Source organism: Larkinella sp. C7 (genome assembly GCF_006149005.1).
GTDB lineage: Bacteria > Bacteroidota > Bacteroidia > Cytophagales > Spirosomataceae > Larkinella.
In genome coordinates this window covers 1-17,323 of the sequence record NZ_VBSL01000003.1, presented here as the reverse complement: position 1 = coordinate 17,323, position 17,323 = coordinate 1, and the positions used below count along the sequence as shown (strand labels likewise).

Genomic DNA, 17,323 nt, shown 5'->3' with positions numbered 1-17,323 from the left:
TCTATCCCGCAGGAATTCAACAGCGCAGCTTCGGTAGAAAAAGGACAACCCAACCACCCATCCAATCCTGCGGGGATTCAACAGCGCAGCGTCGGTAGAAAAGGATGCTCCGTTCTTCCCGCGTGCCGTGAGGCACGCGACCGTCGGATTTTTGTAGATAGTTGCGTACCTCACGGCACGCAGGGAAAACCGTTCCTCTTTTGTCTACCGACGCCATGCTGTGCAGCCCCCTAGCGGGGAAAGAAACGGCTCGACCAAGCTGGTCTTTCCATAAATACTCACCAACCCGCCTGCTTTATAATCTAATTGCCGAACGGGCCTGAGGCTAAACCGATGAACGATTTAAAACTGAAAATAGATAAACTGATTCGAGGTAAAGACGCCGAAGAGGTACGACAGAAAGCAGATCAGCGGAAACAGCACGAAAAATAGAGTGGTATTGCGCGTTGGAATCGTCAGGTACAACTTCTCTTTTACGAATAAAACCGCCACCAGCAACACGCAAAACCACAATTCGGTCGAATTGAAAGGTGTGCTGAGGGGCCCGTCGAAGGGAGAAAAGACGATTTTGCCGAGAATGTGAAAGGCGTTGCCGACCGGCGCTTTGTGATTCCGGAAAAACACCCACGTCAGCATCACCAGCATGAAGGTTAGCACGGTTTGCAGCAGTTGATAAGCCTTATTCTCTTCCGGCAGTTTGATGCCGAACTGATTAAATGCCTTGTCGCGCCAGCCCGCCATGAGTTGGTAGGCACCGTGCAAACCGCCCCAAATGACGTAGTTCCAGCTCGCACCATGCCATAATCCACTGACTAAGAAGACGATAAACACGTTCAAATACCGCCTTGATGGACTGACCCGGTTTCCGCCCAGCGGAATGTAGAGGTAATCGCGGAACCAGGTGGAAAGCGAAATGTGCCAGCGTCGCCAGAATTCGGTGATGGAACGCGAGAAATACGGTGCCTTGAAGTTGTCCATCAGCGTAAACCCCATCGTCCGGGCGGCCCCGATGGCAATGTCGGAATAGCCCGAAAAATCGCAGTAAATCTGGATCGTGAAAGCCAGCGTTCCCACCAGCAGCGTCAGGCCGTTTTGTTCCGTGGGGAGATTGTAGGCATGGCTGACAATCTCCGCCATGCGGTCGGCAATGACCACTTTTTTGAAAAAACCGAAGGCCATTTGCATCAACCCGGCTTTCAGATTCTCGAAACTGAAATGAAAATGGGTATGAAACTGGTGTAAAACGTTCTGCGGACGCTCGATGGGACCGGCTACCAGTTGCGGATAAAACATCACATAGAGCGCGTAAATCCCGAAATGACGCTCGGCTTTCTGATTGCCGCGATAGACCTCAATCGTGTAGCTCATCGCCTGAAAGGTGTGAAACGACAGACCAATGGGCAGTATCGAATCGACAATGCTAAACGAGGTGGTGTTGGGCTGGCCAAACAGCGTCAGCACTTTGTTGAGCAGACCGATGGCTTTCTGGTTGACAAGCTGGGCCGGGCCGTCGAACTTCGCCTGTTCGAGCAGCCAGACGAGGCTGTCGGTGAAAAATCCAAAATACTTGAAGAACGCCAGAATGCCGATGTTCGAAATCAGGCTGACGATCAGCAGCCATTTTCGGCCCGAACCGGGTTTGGTGCGCTCCAGCCAGATCCCGGCGTAATAGTCGATTACAATGGTCAGAAACAGGATCAGGATGTAAGCCGGCTTGAAGACCATGTAAAAGTAACAACTGGCCAACAACAGCAACACCCACCGCCCGCGCCACGGCAGACTGTAATACGCCAGGGTTACGACGATAAAAAACAATAAAAACTGGAGCGAATTAAATAGCATTCCTACTGATTAGTTAAGAGTTCAGAGTGATGAGTTAAGAATTGGCGGACGCATTTAATTCTTAACTCATCACTCTGAACTCTTCATTCTGAACTAGTTCTGGCGTTCTTTTTTCCGGATGGTTTCCCGGACGATGTACAGCGGGCGGCCTTTGCTTTGGAAGAAAATCCGCAGCACGTACTCGCCGATCAGTCCCATCCCGATGAGCTGAATTCCCCCGAAGAGGATGATGGTAAACAGCAACGCCGTAAAGCCTTCCGGCACCCCTCCGAAAAAATATTTCTTGATGAGAGTCTGAATAAAATACAAAAAAGCAATCCCGATGGAGAACATGCCCAGATTGGTCAGGAACTTGATCGGGAACTCACTGAAGTTAAAAATACCGTTGTAAGCCAGTTTCCGGAGCATTTTGAACGTGTACTTCGCATCACCGGCCACCCGGGCATCGCGCTCGTATTCGACGCCGATTTGTTTGAAGCCGATCCAACTGCGCATCCCGCGGATGAAGCGGCTTTCTTCGGGCATCTGATTCAGGACGTTGGCAACCCGGCGGCTAATGAGCGAGAAGTCGCCACTATCGAGCGGAATGTCCACGTAGGAAATGGATTTCATAAACCGGTAAAACAGAAAATAGGCGGTTTTCTTGAAAGCGCCCTCTTTCCGTTTCTTCCGAACGGCATAAACGACATCGTAGCCTTCCTGAAATTTGGCGTAGAATTCGTCCAGCAACTCAGGCGGGTCCTGGAGGTCGCCGTCGATGATGAACAGGGCTTCGGAGCCTTTGGCGGCTGCCATTCCGGCCGTCAGCGCAATCTGGTGGCCATAGTTGCGGGCCAGAAAAACGCAATGATACCGGTCGTCGGTCAGGGCCAGTTGCTGCATCAACACGGCCGTATTGTCGCGGCTGCCGTCGTCAATCAGGACGACTTCGATGGCCAGTGGCGAACGATCCATCAAGGCATTTAGCCGGGTAACGAGGTGTGGAAACGATTCCCGTTCGTTGTAGAGTGGAGCGACTATGGAAATCTGTGGATCAGACAAAGTGTATAGCAGTTAATTGGAACGCACAAAATTACATTATTGTCAGTACTTACCGAACGTTTATGAATTGATTCGAAAAACGGATGTCGGCCCCCGCACCCGAAACAATCAGAATGCCAAGCTGATAGGAACCCGGATGCAGGAATGTTTTAAACACCTGCGCACTGACATTGGGCATTCGGCGTCGCAGGTAATATTGCAGGGGGAAAAACAGGTTTTCGGCCGGAAAAAGATAAGTATGGCGATCGGATTTGACCACGATACAGGCCTCGCTGATCCCCGCAGGCAGCGGCCAGTTCTGGGTAACCACCCGAATCTCACCCGCCGATTCTTCCGCCAGCAGGTGCAGGGCGGAGTCGGCGGGAGGTGCCGGTTTCAGCAGCGTCGCTTCATACGGCGCGTAGAACGTGTTTTCGGGATAGGTATAAAATCCTTTTTCAACGGCGGTGTGCATCCATTTTTCACTGGCAGCCGCATAGGGCGAACCTATCATAGCCCCGAAACCGAGATCATTGTGTTTCTGGTTGAAGGCCGACGTCTGCCGCATCAGCGTTTGGGCACCCAGAAACGGCAGATGGTTGAAGTACATCACGCCCCAGACTACCCACCCCAGAACCAGACCACCCACCATCCATCGCTTCCGGTGCTCCGGGTTCCGAAGTTCACTCAACCGGTTCAGGTAGAGGATGCTCACAAACAGGGCCGGGTACAGCATATAATTGCTCACGAGCATGACACTGTAGCCAAACCGGGGTCTCAAAATCGCAACCACCACCGCATTGACCAGCAAAAAACCGTATACGCCCACGAAAAAATACCGCCGGTGATTGAGCTCGGCATCGGCCGGTTTTTGGTTGGGTTGCCAGAGGCTGGGAAGGAGCGTCGTTTTGAACAGCCGGAAAAGGAGGCCAATGAGCAGCATACCGCCCAGCGTGGGCAGCAGGCTGCGGATCAAAATATCGGTTCGCGGGAAAAAGTCGAACAAACCGCCCAGGAACGTAAAAAACCCGAAGAAGACAAGGTGGGGATGTTGCAGGAAAAACGACAGACTGCTTTCATTCCCCTGCAAACTGGCAAAATCGTGGAAATACAGGATGATGACCACCACCGCAATCGCGATCCAAATCGCCAGCCGCACCAGGTAGTGACGCCCTTCCAGACGCCATTGCACCAGCAAAACACCCGCTCCGGCCACCCAGCCGAACAGGCCGTTGCTCATGGAAAACGAAGCCAGAATCTGTAAAAAAAGAGCCCCGGCAAACCGGATCGAAACCGTGGCGGACCGACCGGGAAAAGCGAGCCAGTACAAGGCCCAGAGAATCATCATGCCCACGGCCAGGTGCTGCAAAGCCGTGATGGCCCAGAAACTGGTCAGGCGGTGTTGGGGTTGCAGCAGCACCAGCGCGATCGGCAGAAACGCCAGCAGGGGCAACCGCAGCGTCCGGAAAACCCGGTAAAAAACCAGTAGAATGGCCAGCAAACAGCCAAAAGCCAGCAGAATCAGCCACCGGAAGTTGAGCGTGCCGGTCAGGTTGTAGAAGACCAGCGTGGTTAGTTTGGCAAACAGGATGCGGTGTTCGTTGTTCGGAGCCAGCAACCAGTGGAATTTTTCGGAGAAAGAATCGGCTTCGGTATAATTGACCAGAAACCCCACGAACGATTCGAGGTCGTCCATCCAGGGAACGTTGTCGGTAAAGAGGAGCACCAATGCGAGAAAACTGGCAATCGGGAAAGCGACCAGGAACGGAGAAATTTTCCGAAGCGGTTCTGAAATCTGAATCATAGCGAGCGGGCGGCCTGATACGGCAACGGTTGGCATTCAACGTCTATACATACTTCCCCGGAGTGGCATCAGGCCTGTAAAATGCGGTTTTTCAGGTCAATAGACCTTTTCGATTTGCTCTACAAAATCCCCGTATTGTTTGGCCGGAATGAAGTGCGACTGCGTTCGGTAGGTCAGCACGATAAACACCAGCAACAGGGAGATCAGGAAAGCCTGTAGAATAACAATGAACAACGAAAAAACAATGTAAATGGCCCCCTGCGAGATGATCAACTGATCCGTCACCCGCAACAGGATAACCACCGTGATGACCACCGTTGAAACTGCCGCCGTGATGACGCAGAAGAGCAGAATTCGCACGGCTGTGGCTTCCATCAGCACCGAAATGGCACTCAGACCGTGTAGAATCAGCGATACAAAATTCATCTTCGACGTGCCGGCCAGCCGCGCCCCCCGTTCGGCCGGAACCGACTGGTAGGGCAATCGCGAGCGAATTACACCACCGGGGTAGTTGTTCCAGATGTCGGAAACGTGCGCCAGTTTTCGCAGCAGGTTGGGCGGAATCACACTGAAATTACCAAAGGTAATGGCTTTCCCCGTCAGCAGCTTGAATACGGATTTATAAATTAAATAAAAGGTTCGGAACAGACGGCTTTCCCGGCGTTTGGTGCGATGGGCGAAAATGATCTGTCCGGGTTTTTGGACTGAAGCCTCCAGCAGCCGGGCAATGTCTTCGGGTTGATCCTCCCCGTCTGAATCCATCACGATGGTGGTATGGGTTTCCGGCTGATCGGCCAGGTACGAAAGACCGAGCGCAATTGCTTTCTGGTGACCCACATTCCGCCAGAGCCGCATGATCGACAGGCTGTAGCCCGTATCGGTCGGCAACGATGCGTAGTTGGTAACGGAACAATCGTCCACAATCAGAAAATGAAACCGTTTCCGGAGAGCGGGGGCGACGGTTTTCGTCATTTTCTCCAGGAGCAGGCTTAACGCTTCCCAGTCGTTAAACAAAGGAATAACAATATATACTCTGTCGGTGGGGGCAGTGGGTATGTCGGTCAACGTACGATCGATTTATATAAAGAACGGTGCCACAAAAATAGAACATATCCCAGACTTGTGATAGCCCGGGCTTTACACTCTTATTCAATGGTTGCTGGCCCCAGTTTCACCCCTTTTTTGTGGTAATACCCCGCCCAGCAGCGGTTCCACAGATGGTAGGGGTCGGAACTGAAATCACCCAGCACCAGCGAAACCGGGCTAACCGGCAACGGACTCAACTGAACGGTATCGCTCTTGCTGCGCGCCATCAGCGCATACCGCTGCTCCACAGCATCGTGGTACTGCTTGGCCCGGCCTGAGCGCAAGTCACTGACAGTCAGCCGAAAATTAACATTCTGATACGTTAAAAAAAGCATCGAAATGGCCACCACCACCACGACCGTCCAGCGGTAACTGGTCAGAAACGACAGAACACCGACATTCTGCCGGAAAACCCGTACCCAAATCGTCAGGTTATAAAACCACCCCAGCGTCAGAATCAGGTTCACGGCGTTGAGCAAACGGGGCACCGGTTGGACACCAACAGCCCAGAAATGCAGCAACGTCAGGATAAACAACAGCCCGACATACGGCAGAATGGCCAGGCCCGGATGCACCTCAAAATAACGACGGGTGGGATTCCGGGTGTCGGTCAACTGGTAGGCAACGGGCAGAAAAAGCAACGACAGGGGCAGTAATGGCGTTTTCGTAAATTGTTTCGGAAAATACTGCACGCAGTATTTCAGCGTCTCGGTAACGGAAAACAGCACATCCTGGCTGCGCTCATTGCCGCCCATCCGTACGGCATTGCCGGGTGCCTGAATCAGGAAATAACAGCAAATGGCGGCAATGCCAAACAAAATGAGCTGGGAAACCGGGAGTTTTTTCCGATAAATCAGCAGGCCCATCAGAACGGTTCCCAGCAACGCCATGGCCATAATCATGCTGGTTTCGCTGGATCCGATGATCACCGCGACCAGCAACGCTTCCAGAAATAGAAAGCGGCCGTTCATGCGGAATTGAATCCGGTCGTGGGCAATCAAAACCGCTATTAAGAACAGGAACCCGACACAGGCGACGGAATAACAGGCCAGGCCGGGATACCAGTAAAAAAATTCCGGGATCGATACGAGCTGGGAAATGAACAGAAAACAACCTGCCGAGGCTGCGACGATCTGCTCCGTCAACGTCAGCAACGGGCGGGCCAGTTGATGGATAACCGCATAAAAACCCAGCCACAGCAAGATCAGGAGCAGAATCGGAAACACGGCATAGGCCCCATACCACTCCCAAACCAGCGGCCCGGTGTGCACCATCAGGTTGTGAAAATACCGCCCCGTCCAGCCATCGTAGTAAAACTTCTGCGCCTGCCAAACCCCGAATTTCCGGGCCGTATCGGCAAAACAGTAGTCGTCCACCAGCGAGGGTTGGTTGTAAAAAGACAGGGCAATGAGTGGAATGACAACCAGGGACAGGCAGCCGAGAATCAGAAAGAAAACGAACTTCTTGGGTGTAATGAATGGATTCATTAGTGACAGATTAATCACACGAAACACGTGTAATAGCTCGCAACATTTTGTTAGTTAATAGATTACCGTTCGCTTTACCCCTCCTCAGCACCATTGCCGAACTATTCGCGGTCGTCAAAACGAATAGCCCGCGCACCAGCATCAGCCGGGCACAGCAAACGTATTAAAAAGGGCACATTCCTTTTTAATACGCTGAAATTGACAAAAGTAAAGAAAGTAAAGATAAGGAACGCACCCCATCCTACCCAATCTTTCCACCGGGCTTCTGAAACGATTCAGGAAGGGGTCTTACGGTTTGCGGGCAATCTGGGGCAGAACGGGTTTGGGAGCGTCTGCCGGAACCGGCAGTTTTTGGAGCTTCGCCCCTTTGCGGTAAAAATAGCCAGCCCAGCAATCGTTAAACATATGGGCAGATCGGTAACTCAGGTCATCCAAAGCCAATGAAACCGGCAGGACGGGTAAAGGTGGTAAGGTAACCGTATCTCCTTTGGTGGTGCCCATCAACTGATAGCGGCCCATCATCGCCCGATGGTATTTCTGAGCCCGTCCAGAGCGGAGGTCTTCGTACATAAGACGAACATTGGCATTCCGGTACCCCTGCCATCCAAGCACCACCGTGACAACCAGCACCATCGGCCACCGATAGCGCAACAGCAATGACCACTGGCCGATGGTTCTCCGGAAAATCCGGACGAAAACCGTCAGCGTATAGAACCAGCCCAAGACCCACACGAAATTGACGACATTCAGCAGACGAGCCACTGGCGGAACACCTACGGCCCAGAAATGCAGGAAGGTCAGAATAAACAGCAGACCCAGGTAGAAACCCAGCGCCAGCCACCCGGAAATCGCGAAATAAGCCCGTGCCGGACTCCGGCTGTCGGTTAGCCGGTAGGCGATGGGTAAAAAAAGCAGCGACAGCGGTAGAATGGCCGACTGGAAAACCAGATCCCGGAAATAGATCCACCCAAACTGGGCGGTTTCCAGCGCCGAAAAAACCACATCCTGGCTCAAGCGATTGCCTCCCATCCGAATGGCATTGCCCGGCGCCTGCACCACCATGTAACTACAGAGACCAGCCCAAAAGAGCAGGATCAGCAGGGAAACCGGAAGGGTTCGGTGATCGATCAGACTGAGTAAAGCCAGAAATCCCAGGCACGCCAGCATCACCACCATCCAGGTTTCGCTGGAGCCGATAATGACCAGAATTAAAAGGGCTTCCAGCCACAGAAGCGGACTTTTCCAGCCGGTTTGCTGCCGGTGGTGGGCGATGAAAATACCGATCAGAAACAGCAGAAACACACAGGCGAGGGAATAGCCCGCCAAACCCGTATACCAGTAGAAAAATTCGGCGATGGAACGCAGGTGCGTAAGGTATAAAAAACAGACGCCCGACGCGATCGCAATTTGCTCGGAAGTGGTCAGAACGGCCCGGCCCAGTTGGCGGATCAGCGCGAAAAAACCCGTCCAGAGCGCCAGCAGCAACAGGATGGGAAAAACCGTGTAGGCACCAAACCACCGCCAGATCAGGGGACTGGTGTGGACGACAAAGTTGTGAAAATACCGGCCTGTCCAGCCATCGTAATACATCATCTGGGATTTCCATACGCCAAATCGCATCACGGTATACGCGAAACAATAATCATCGACAATTGACGGATGGTTGTAAAATGCCAGCCAGACCAGGGGAATACAAACCAGCAGCAGGCACCCGGTCAAAAGAAAAAAAATGTATTTGTTTGGCGAAATAATTATATTCATCGATTTTAGTATTAGCTACAAGAACCGAAGCCGGCGTTTGTAAACTGATGTTATTGGACAGAATAGTTTTTGTTTTTATCCATTCTCCGGTTTAAAGCCGGATACACCAGCACGGCCAGCAGAATAATCAGCGTACCGGCGTAAAAACCCGTCGTCATCCGCTCCCGGTCACCAAAAAACAACCAGGCCAGCATGATTCCGTAGACGGGTTCCAGATTAACGGTCAGATTTACCGCAAAGGCCGAAAATTTCCGCATGAGCCACACGGAAGCCGAATAGGCGTAGACGGTGCAGACAAATGCGAGGATCGAAATCCAGAGCCAATCGGCGGGTTGCGGCCACAAAGCCGTCGGTTTTTCCGAACCCGATGCCAAATATAGCCCCAGAAACAGCAGGGAACTACCAAACGCACCCGACATTTCGTAAAAGGTGATGACCATCGGTGGATATCGCCGGGTAAACTGGCTGTTGATGATGGTGAAAATGGACGCCAGCATAGCCGAAAAAACCGCCATGACCAGACCGGCAGCCCGGTCAATTTCGAAGCGAAAGATCAGATACAACCCCGCCATCACGACCACGCCGAGGATCACTTCCACAGCCCGCAGGCGTCGGCGAAAAAAAAGCGGTTCCAGCAAACTTGTCCACAAGGAACCGGTGGCCATGCCGGCCAGACAAACCGAAACGTTGGCCGTTCGGGCGGCTTCAAAAAACAACGCCCAGTGCAGCGCAATCACCAGCCCCGTGGCCAGGAGTTTCAGGCGGTCGGACCCGGAAACCGGCACCATTTTTTTCTGCACAAAGAGCAAAACCCCCAGTCCGATGGCCGCCAGCAGGGTACGATACACCACGAGGGTGAGGGCCGACACCGAAATCAGAACGCCCAGAATGGCCGTAAAACCCCAGATCAGGACTAAAAAATGCAGGTGAAGGTAATCGGTGGTGGTGGGGCGATTCATACGTTATCGCGGAATCGTATGGTATAAAATCACCCCAATGGCCGCAAAAATGATGTTTGGCAACCAAACCGCCACAATCGGATTGAGATTGCCCGACTCGGCAATGCCTTTGGCCAGCATAAAAAACAGCAGGTAGACAAACGCCAGCACAAACCCCAGCGCCACCTGCCAGCCCACCCCCCGGCGACTTTTCCGGGCCGACATAATCACGCCGATGGCTGCCAGAATGATGATGGCAAAGGGACGTGTTTGCCGGGAATATTTCTCCAGCAAATACGTTTCAACGCCGTCGGCCCCCCGGCTGCTGAGCAGGCTGATGTAATTGTCGAGTTCGGGAAAGGTAAAGGTTTCGTACAGACTGAAATCGCTGTCGAAATCCGACGGATACAGATTCAGCAGCGTATCGACTTTGGTGCCGTGGGTGAGTTTTTCCTGCAAACCGTCGATTTTCCGAACGCTGTAATCATACACCGTCCACTTTTTCTTTTCCGGGCTCCATTCGATGCGGTCGCTCGCCATTTTTTGCAGAAGTTTGTTGCCCTGGACCTGTTCCAGCGTGAATTTATAGCCCGTATTGCTCTGGTTATTATAGCTTTCCAGGTAGGCATACACATTGGGAGCCACCTTGATGTGGATGTTCCGGCCCGAATAGGTGTACGGATCTTTGGTGTATTTCAGCTCAAAGGCAATCCGGGTCTGGTTGGCTTTCGGAACCACCCAGCCCACCAGAAAATAGGTCGCTATGCTCAGGATCAGGGCACCGATGCCGTAGGGAACCAGCAGCCGGACAAAGCTCATGCCGCTGCTCAGCATGGCGATGATCTCCGATTTGGCCGCCAGCCGGGAGGTCATAAAAACCGTGGCAATGAAAACCATCAGCGGACTGATGTAGTTAGCCCAATACGGAATGAAGTTGAGGTAATAATCGAAGATGATTTTGTCACCGGGGGCCTTGTGCTTGTAAAAATCGTCCACTTTCTCGGTGTAATCGACCACACAGACCACCAGCACGATGACCATTACGACAAAGAAGTACGTCAGCAAAAACCGTTTTAAAATATACCAGTCGAGGAGTTTCATGCAAGTGGGTTAGAGTCAGCCAGACAGTCGTCTAATTGACTAATAGATTCCGGGCTACTTCATTACTGACAAACAACGTTTTTTCGTGGTTAATCTGTACAGAAACGGATTTATCAAACGCGTTGACATCCTGCACCAGCACCCGGCAGCCCAGATTCAACCCGGTTTTATCGAGGTGCTGCAAAAATTCCGGCGAATGTTCGAGTACACCCATGACCTGAACTTCTTCCCCAATGGTCACTTCCGATAATTTGGTGTATTCCACAGTCGGCATCTGCCCCGCCGGGCTGGGAATCGGGTCGCCGTGGGGGTCGAATTGCGGATAGCCCAGAAAGGCATCCAGTTTCTGCACCAGATCTTCCGAGCGGATGTGTTCCAGTTCTTCGGCCATTTCATGCACTTCGTCCCAGCCAAAACCCAGTTTTTCGGCCAGAAACACTTCCCAGATCCGGTGCCGCCGAATTACTTTCAACGCCAGCCGTTCGCCTTCTTCGGTGAGCCGCACGCCCTGGTATTTTCGGTAATGGATGAGTTGCTTCTCCGCCAGTTTCCGCAGCATATCCGATACCGAAGCCGCCTTTGTCGCCGTCATTTCGGCCAGCGAATTGGTCGTAACCTCCCCTTCCTGCCGGGCAGCCAGGTAATAAATGGTCTTTAAATAATTTTCTTCCGTGAATGAATGCATAGGCACAGGACGGATTTGCCATCCACCCAATCTCTCCAGAATCGACTAAAACCGGAAAACGACCGATGGAATCACAACCTGATATTTTCCGGCTACAAATTTAGATTTTTATTACCGTTCAAAAAATTTTTAGACGAGTCTAAATTTTTATTTAGAAACATTAGATATATTTGTTGCGTTAAATAGAAGAATATGCATGTAGCAGTCTAACGCTATGGTAACCAACGAATCTACCTCAAAGATGGCCCAGGGATGGAAGTCCGAAAATAAATCGAAATCACTGCCTGAAGTTCACGCCAGCATACCGGTCTCGGAAACGGGTTCTTTTTACAAACGCTTACTGGCCTTTTCGGGGCCGGGTTTGATGGTGGCCGTCGGCTATATGGACCCTGGTAACTGGGCCACCGACATCGCCGGGGGGTCCCGTTTCGGCTACACCCTGCTGTCTGTCATCCTGATTTCCAACCTCTTTGCGATGCTGCTGCAACACCTGTCGTTGAAACTGGGCATTGCAACGGGCCGCGACCTGGCCCAGGCCTGCCGTGATCACTACAGCCGTCCGGTGTCGGCGGTTCTGTGGTTTCTGTGTGAAATTGCCATTGCGGCCTGCGATCTGGCGGAAGTAATCGGGTCGGCCATTGCCCTGAACCTGCTGTTCGGAATTCCGCTGTCGGTGGGCGTTTGCATTACGGCGCTGGATGTTTTGCTGCTGCTCTATCTGCAACATAAAGGCTTCCGCTGGCTGGAAAGCATCGTCGGTGCGCTGATTTTTGTCATTCTGCTGTGTTTTGCCTACGAAATTTTGCTGGCCCGGCCCGAAATAGCCGCCGTATTGGGAGGACTGATTCCACAAAAAGAAGTCATCACCAATCCGGACATGCTGTACATTGCCATCGGAATTCTGGGGGCCACCGTGATGCCCCACAATTTATACCTGCATTCGAGCATCGTTCAAACCCGTGATTTTGCCCACACCGACAGCGGTCGCCGGAATGCCATCAAGTTTGCCACCATCGATTCCACGCTATCGCTATTTCTGGCTTTTTTTATCAACGCAGCCATTCTGATTCTGTCGGCAGCGGCTTTTCACACCTCCGGCAACCACCAGGTCGCCGACATCACCGATGCCCACCGCCTGCTTGATCCGCTCTTAGGGGCCACGCTGGCGAGCGTTGTCTTTGCCGTTGCGCTGCTGGCGTCGGGGCAAAACTCGACGCTCACTGGCACGCTGGCGGGTCAGATCGTGATGGAAGGGTTTCTGAACATCCGGCTTAAACCGTGGCTTCGCCGGCTCATCACCCGCCTGATTGCCATTGTCCCGGCCCTGATCGTCACCATCCTGTATGGCGAACGCGGCACCTCGGAGTTGCTGGTTTTCAGTCAGGTAATCCTCTCGGTCCAACTCAGTTTTGCCGTTGTGCCGCTGGTTCTGTTCACCAGTGACAAACTGAAAATGGGAGCGTTCGTCAATCCCCGCTGGCTGACGATTCTGAGCTGGGCGGTTGCCGGCCTGATTATTGTTTTGAATGTTGTCTTGCTGGTTGGCACTCTTTAATGGAGAAAACCGGGATTTAACGTTATCTTTACCCGGATTTCACCAGCCGGGTTCGTTTAGCCCGGCGTTTATTCTCTATGGACGATAAAAGGCACCTGGATAAGGTATCGGCAGCGGGTCTGCTGGTTGCACTGGGTATCATCTACGGCGATATTGGCACCTCGCCCCTCTACGTGCTCCGTGCTGTTGTTGGCACCGATCAACCCATTCAGGAAGATATTGTCAGGGGAGCCCTTTCCTGCATTTTCTGGACCATTACCCTGCAGACCACCATCAAGTACGTTATTTTGGTGCTGCGGGCCGATAACCGGGGTGAAGGAGGAACGTTTGCGCTCTATGCGCTCGTCCGCCGACATGCTCGCTGGCTGACCATCCCGGCGATTATTGGTGGCAGTGCCTTGTTAGCCGATAGCATCATCACCCCTCCCATCTCGGTATCCTCCGCCATCGAGGGGCTTCGCATTCTGTACCCGGACATCCCGACCGTACCGATCGTGCTCGGAATTCTGGCGTTTCTGTTTCTGATTCAGACGTTTGGTACCAGCGTTGTCGGCACGGCTTTCGGGCCGATCATGTTGTTGTGGTTTACGATGCTCGGCACCCTGGGTGTGCTGGCCATCGCCGACGATTTATCCATTCTCCAGTCCGTCAATCCGTATTACGTTTATCACTTTTTGATTGATTACCCCGGTGCTTTCTGGCTACTGGGTGCGGTTTTTCTATCGACAACCGGGGCTGAAGCGCTTTACGCCGACATGGGCCACACGGGTCGGGGAAACATTCGGATCAGTTGGGTTTTTGTGAAGGCCTGTCTCCTGCTCAACTATTTTGGACAAGGCGCCTTCGTGGAAAGTCTGGCCGGTCAGCCCCTCGGTGAGCGCAACCCGTTTTACGGTTTGATGCCCGAATGGTTTCTTTTTGCCGGTATTGTCATTGCCACCATGGCCACCGTCATTGCGAGCCAGGCCATGATTACCGGCGCTTTTACCCTCATCAGTGAAGCCATCCGGCTGAATTTCTGGCCGAAGGTCCGGCTCCGTTACCCGACCAATAAAAAAGGACAATTGTACGTTCCCAGCATCAACTGGCTGCTTTTCGCGGGTTGCGTCGGCGTCGTTCTCTACTTTCAGGAATCGTCCCGCATGGAGGCTGCCTACGGTCTGGCCATCACGCTCACCATGCTGATGACGACCATTCTGTTTAGCTATTACATGTACTCCCACAAGTACAATGCGTGGTTTGTTATGCTCTTCCTGGTATTTTACCTGATCGTTGAGACCAGTTTCCTGATCGCCAACCTGGCCAAATTCACCCACGGCGGGTGGGTGTCGGTGTTGATTGCGGGCATCATGGCCGGTATCATGATCATCTGGCTGAATGCCAACAAGATCAAACTACGCTTGACGGAATACGTTAAAATCGACCAGTATATTCAACCGTTCAAGGAACTCAGCCGGGACATCAGTATTCCGAAATACGCGACGCACCTGGTTTTTATGAGCAACGCAGCCCGGGCTGCCGAAATCGAGTCCAAGGTCATTTACTCCATTTTTCAGAAACGACCCAAACGGGCTGATATTTACTGGTTTATCCACGTCGACACCACCGATGATCCGTATACGATGGAATACAAGGTGAACACCATCGCACCCGATGATGTTTACAAGGTTACGTTCCGGCTGGGTTTCCGAATCGAGCAGCGGATCAACCTCTTCTTCCGGCGGGTTATCGAAGACATGGTGAAAAACAAGGAAGTGGACATCACCAGCCGCTACGAATCCCTCAGCCGCCAGAACGTGATCGGTGATTTCCGGTTTGTGGTGCTGGAAAAATTTCTTTCCTTTGAAAACGACCTGCCGCTGCGCGAACGGATTGTGATGGATGTTTATTTCTTCGTTAAAAACTTCACCACCCCCGAAGACCGCTGGTTCGGACTCGACAGCAGTGCCGTGAAAATCGAAAAAGTGCCGCTGGTAATCCGTCCGGTCGAGAATGTCAAATTGAAACGAATCGATACCTAATTTCTCCCATAAATGAAAATACTGATCACTGGCGGAGCCGGTTTTGTTGGCTCTTCACTGGCTTTGTCTCTCAAAACCGACTACCCACAGTACGAAATTTTTGTTCTTGACAACCTCAAACGGAAAGGCTCCGAACTGAACGTAGCCCGGTTGACCAAAGCCGGTATTCAATTTGTTCACGGCGACATCCGGAACAAGGAAGATTTCGATCCCATTCCGCCCGTCGACACGCTGATCGAGGCATCCGCCGAGCCATCGGTGCTGGCCGGTCTGACCGGAACGCCCGACTACCTCATCAACACCAACCTGTTTGGTACGGTGAACTGCCTCAACTTTGCGCTGAAATCCAAAGCCAACGTCATTTTCCTTTCCACCAGCCGGGTGTATCCCATCAAAACCATCGAAACCTTGAATTTCGATGAACACGATACCCGATTTGTACTGTCCGACGAACAACCGGTGCCGGGTGTTTCGTCCAAAGGCATTGCCGAAAATTTTCCGCTCGACGGCGCCCGCTCGCTCTACGGCACCACGAAACTGGCTTCGGAGCTGATTATTCAGGAGTATCAGGAGTTTTTCGGCCTGAAAACCGTCATCAACCGCTGCGGGGTCATCACCGGTCCGTGGCAGATGGGCAAGGTCGACCAGGGTGTGATGGTTCTCTGGATTGCCAAACATTATTTTGAGCAAAAACTGGCGTATATTGGTTACGGCGGCACCGGGAAACAAACCCGCGACATGCTCCACATCGCCGATCTGTACCGACTGATCGACTGGGAGTTACACAACATCGACCAGGTCAACGGCGAAATTCTGAATGCCGGAGGGGGCAACGAAAGCAGTGCATCCTTGCAGGAACTGACCAAAATCTGTCAGGAAGTCACCGGCAAGACCATACCCATCAGCAGCGTGGCCGAAAACCGGGCAGCCGACATCCGGTTGTACATCACCGACAATACGAAAGTAACGAAACTGACTGGCTGGAAACCGCCGCTGAATGCAAAAGAAATTGTCACCGACATCACGCAGTGGCTCGACGAAAACCGGGCAGCCGACATCCGGTTGTACATCACCGACAATGCGAAAGTAACGAAACTGACTGGCTGGAAACCCGAGTTGGGCATCAAAGAAATTGTCACCGACATCACGCAGTGGCTCGACGAAAACCGGGAAGCACTCGAACCGATTTTGAAATAACCCAGATTTCTCTTCATGCAAAAAGCCACCCCGAAGGTGGCTTTTTGCATGATAAAGAAAATGGTACGAAAATCAGGCGGCTGTCACCTCAATCTCTTCGCCCTGTTTGTTATAAAACTTGAATTCGTTGATCCCAAACGAACTGTCCTTGATCAACTTAACCCACGTTTTGTGTTTCATGAACCATTGCATCTGTTTGGAATACCAGCCTGCGGTATAATAGGCGTAGAGGTACGGATGCATCATGATCTGGACACCACGCTCGTTCTGGCGGGTCAGAATGTATTCCAGGTTCTGTTCGATGGCGTCTGTAATCAGGATACTGGCCTGAATCGTTCCGGTGCCACCACAGGTCGGGCAAACTTCTTTGGTAACGATGTTGATTTCCGGACGAACACGCTGCCGCGTAATTTGCATCAGACCGAACTTCGTCAGCGGCAGAATCGTGAATTTGGAGCGATCGGTTTTCATTTCCTCCCGCATCACGTCGAAAATCATTTTCTTGTTGTCGGGCTTCTTCATATCGATAAAATCGATAACGATGATTCCACCCATGTCGCGCAGCCGGAGCTGGCGGGCAATTTCTTTTGCGGCTTCTTTGTTGACACTGACCGCCGTGGCCTCCTGATCCTCCTCGGAATTCGATTTGTTCCCGCTGTTCACGTCGATCACGTGCAGCGCTTCCGTGTGCTCAATGATCAGGTAACCGCCCGCAGGCAGGCTGACCGATCGTCCGAACAGCGACTTGATCTGTTTTTCAAGCCCGAACTGTTCGAAAACCTTCATCTTGTTGTTCGTATAGAACTTGACGATTTTCTCTTTTTCA

At 52.3% G+C, this 17,323-nt stretch carries 13 protein-coding genes; 3 read left to right on the top strand and 10 right to left on the bottom strand.

Annotation, left to right across the window (positions count from 1 at the left end):
- Nucleotides 1-342: 342 nt before the first annotated feature.
- The 9 genes from FH871_RS08390 to FH871_RS08350 all read right to left on the bottom strand — a co-directional run bounded on the left by FH871_RS08390 (nucleotide 343) and on the right by FH871_RS08350 (nucleotide 11,724).
- On the bottom strand, nucleotides 343-1,842 hold the full coding sequence (locus FH871_RS08390; protein WP_138991008.1) for an MBOAT family protein: 1,500 nt from the start codon (nucleotides 1,840-1,842) through the stop codon (nucleotides 343-345).
- 93 nt (nucleotides 1,843-1,935) lie between these two features.
- A complete protein-coding gene (locus FH871_RS08385; RefSeq protein ID WP_138991007.1) occupies nucleotides 1,936-2,883 on the bottom strand; it encodes a glycosyltransferase family 2 protein in 948 nt (315 codons plus the stop codon).
- Nucleotides 2,884-2,932: 49 nt separating this feature from the next.
- Complete coding sequence (locus FH871_RS08380; RefSeq protein WP_138991006.1) at nucleotides 2,933-4,666, bottom strand: hypothetical protein; 1,734 nt, start codon at nucleotides 4,664-4,666, stop codon at nucleotides 2,933-2,935.
- 96 nt (nucleotides 4,667-4,762) lie between these two features.
- Nucleotides 4,763-5,731 (bottom strand): glycosyltransferase, encoded by a 969-nt coding sequence (locus tag FH871_RS08375; RefSeq protein WP_229317137.1) that lies wholly within the window; start codon nucleotides 5,729-5,731, stop codon nucleotides 4,763-4,765.
- Nucleotides 5,732-5,811: 80 nt separating this feature from the next.
- Nucleotides 5,812-7,239, bottom strand: coding sequence for a DUF6056 family protein (locus tag FH871_RS08370; protein WP_138991004.1), 1,428 nt, complete (start codon nucleotides 7,237-7,239; stop codon nucleotides 5,812-5,814).
- A 288-nt stretch (nucleotides 7,240-7,527) separates the two neighbouring features.
- On the bottom strand, nucleotides 7,528-9,000 hold the full coding sequence (locus tag FH871_RS08365; RefSeq protein WP_138991003.1) for a hypothetical protein: 1,473 nt from the start codon (nucleotides 8,998-9,000) through the stop codon (nucleotides 7,528-7,530).
- Nucleotides 9,001-9,050: 50 nt separating this feature from the next.
- Nucleotides 9,051-9,959, bottom strand: coding sequence for a DMT family transporter (locus FH871_RS08360; RefSeq protein WP_138991002.1), 909 nt, complete (start codon nucleotides 9,957-9,959; stop codon nucleotides 9,051-9,053).
- A 3-nt stretch (nucleotides 9,960-9,962) separates the two neighbouring features.
- Nucleotides 9,963-11,039, bottom strand: coding sequence for an LptF/LptG family permease (locus tag FH871_RS08355; RefSeq protein WP_138991001.1), 1,077 nt, complete (start codon nucleotides 11,037-11,039; stop codon nucleotides 9,963-9,965).
- Between the two features lie 31 nt (nucleotides 11,040-11,070).
- Nucleotides 11,071-11,724 (bottom strand): metal-dependent transcriptional regulator, encoded by a 654-nt coding sequence (locus FH871_RS08350; protein WP_138991000.1) that lies wholly within the window; start codon nucleotides 11,722-11,724, stop codon nucleotides 11,071-11,073.
- Nucleotides 11,725-11,938: 214 nt separating this feature from the next.
- Here FH871_RS08350 and FH871_RS08345 point away from each other — a divergent pair, with 214 nt between their 5' ends.
- The 3 genes from FH871_RS08345 to FH871_RS08335 all read left to right on the top strand — a co-directional run bounded on the left by FH871_RS08345 (nucleotide 11,939) and on the right by FH871_RS08335 (nucleotide 16,497).
- Nucleotides 11,939-13,279, top strand: a complete 1,341-nt coding sequence (locus tag FH871_RS08345) for an Nramp family divalent metal transporter (RefSeq protein ID WP_138990999.1) — start codon at nucleotides 11,939-11,941, stop codon at nucleotides 13,277-13,279.
- 77 nt (nucleotides 13,280-13,356) lie between these two features.
- Nucleotides 13,357-15,300: a KUP/HAK/KT family potassium transporter gene (locus tag FH871_RS08340; RefSeq protein WP_138990998.1), complete on the top strand. Its 1,944-nt coding sequence runs from the start codon at nucleotides 13,357-13,359 to the stop codon at nucleotides 15,298-15,300.
- A 12-nt stretch (nucleotides 15,301-15,312) separates the two neighbouring features.
- Nucleotides 15,313-16,497: an NAD-dependent epimerase/dehydratase family protein gene (locus FH871_RS08335; protein WP_138990997.1), complete on the top strand. Its 1,185-nt coding sequence runs from the start codon at nucleotides 15,313-15,315 to the stop codon at nucleotides 16,495-16,497.
- Between the two features lie 72 nt (nucleotides 16,498-16,569).
- Here FH871_RS08335 and FH871_RS08330 read toward each other — a convergent pair.
- A partial coding sequence (locus FH871_RS08330; protein WP_171062797.1) for a ribonuclease E/G occupies nucleotides 16,570-17,323 on the bottom strand: 754 nt, incomplete at its 5' end.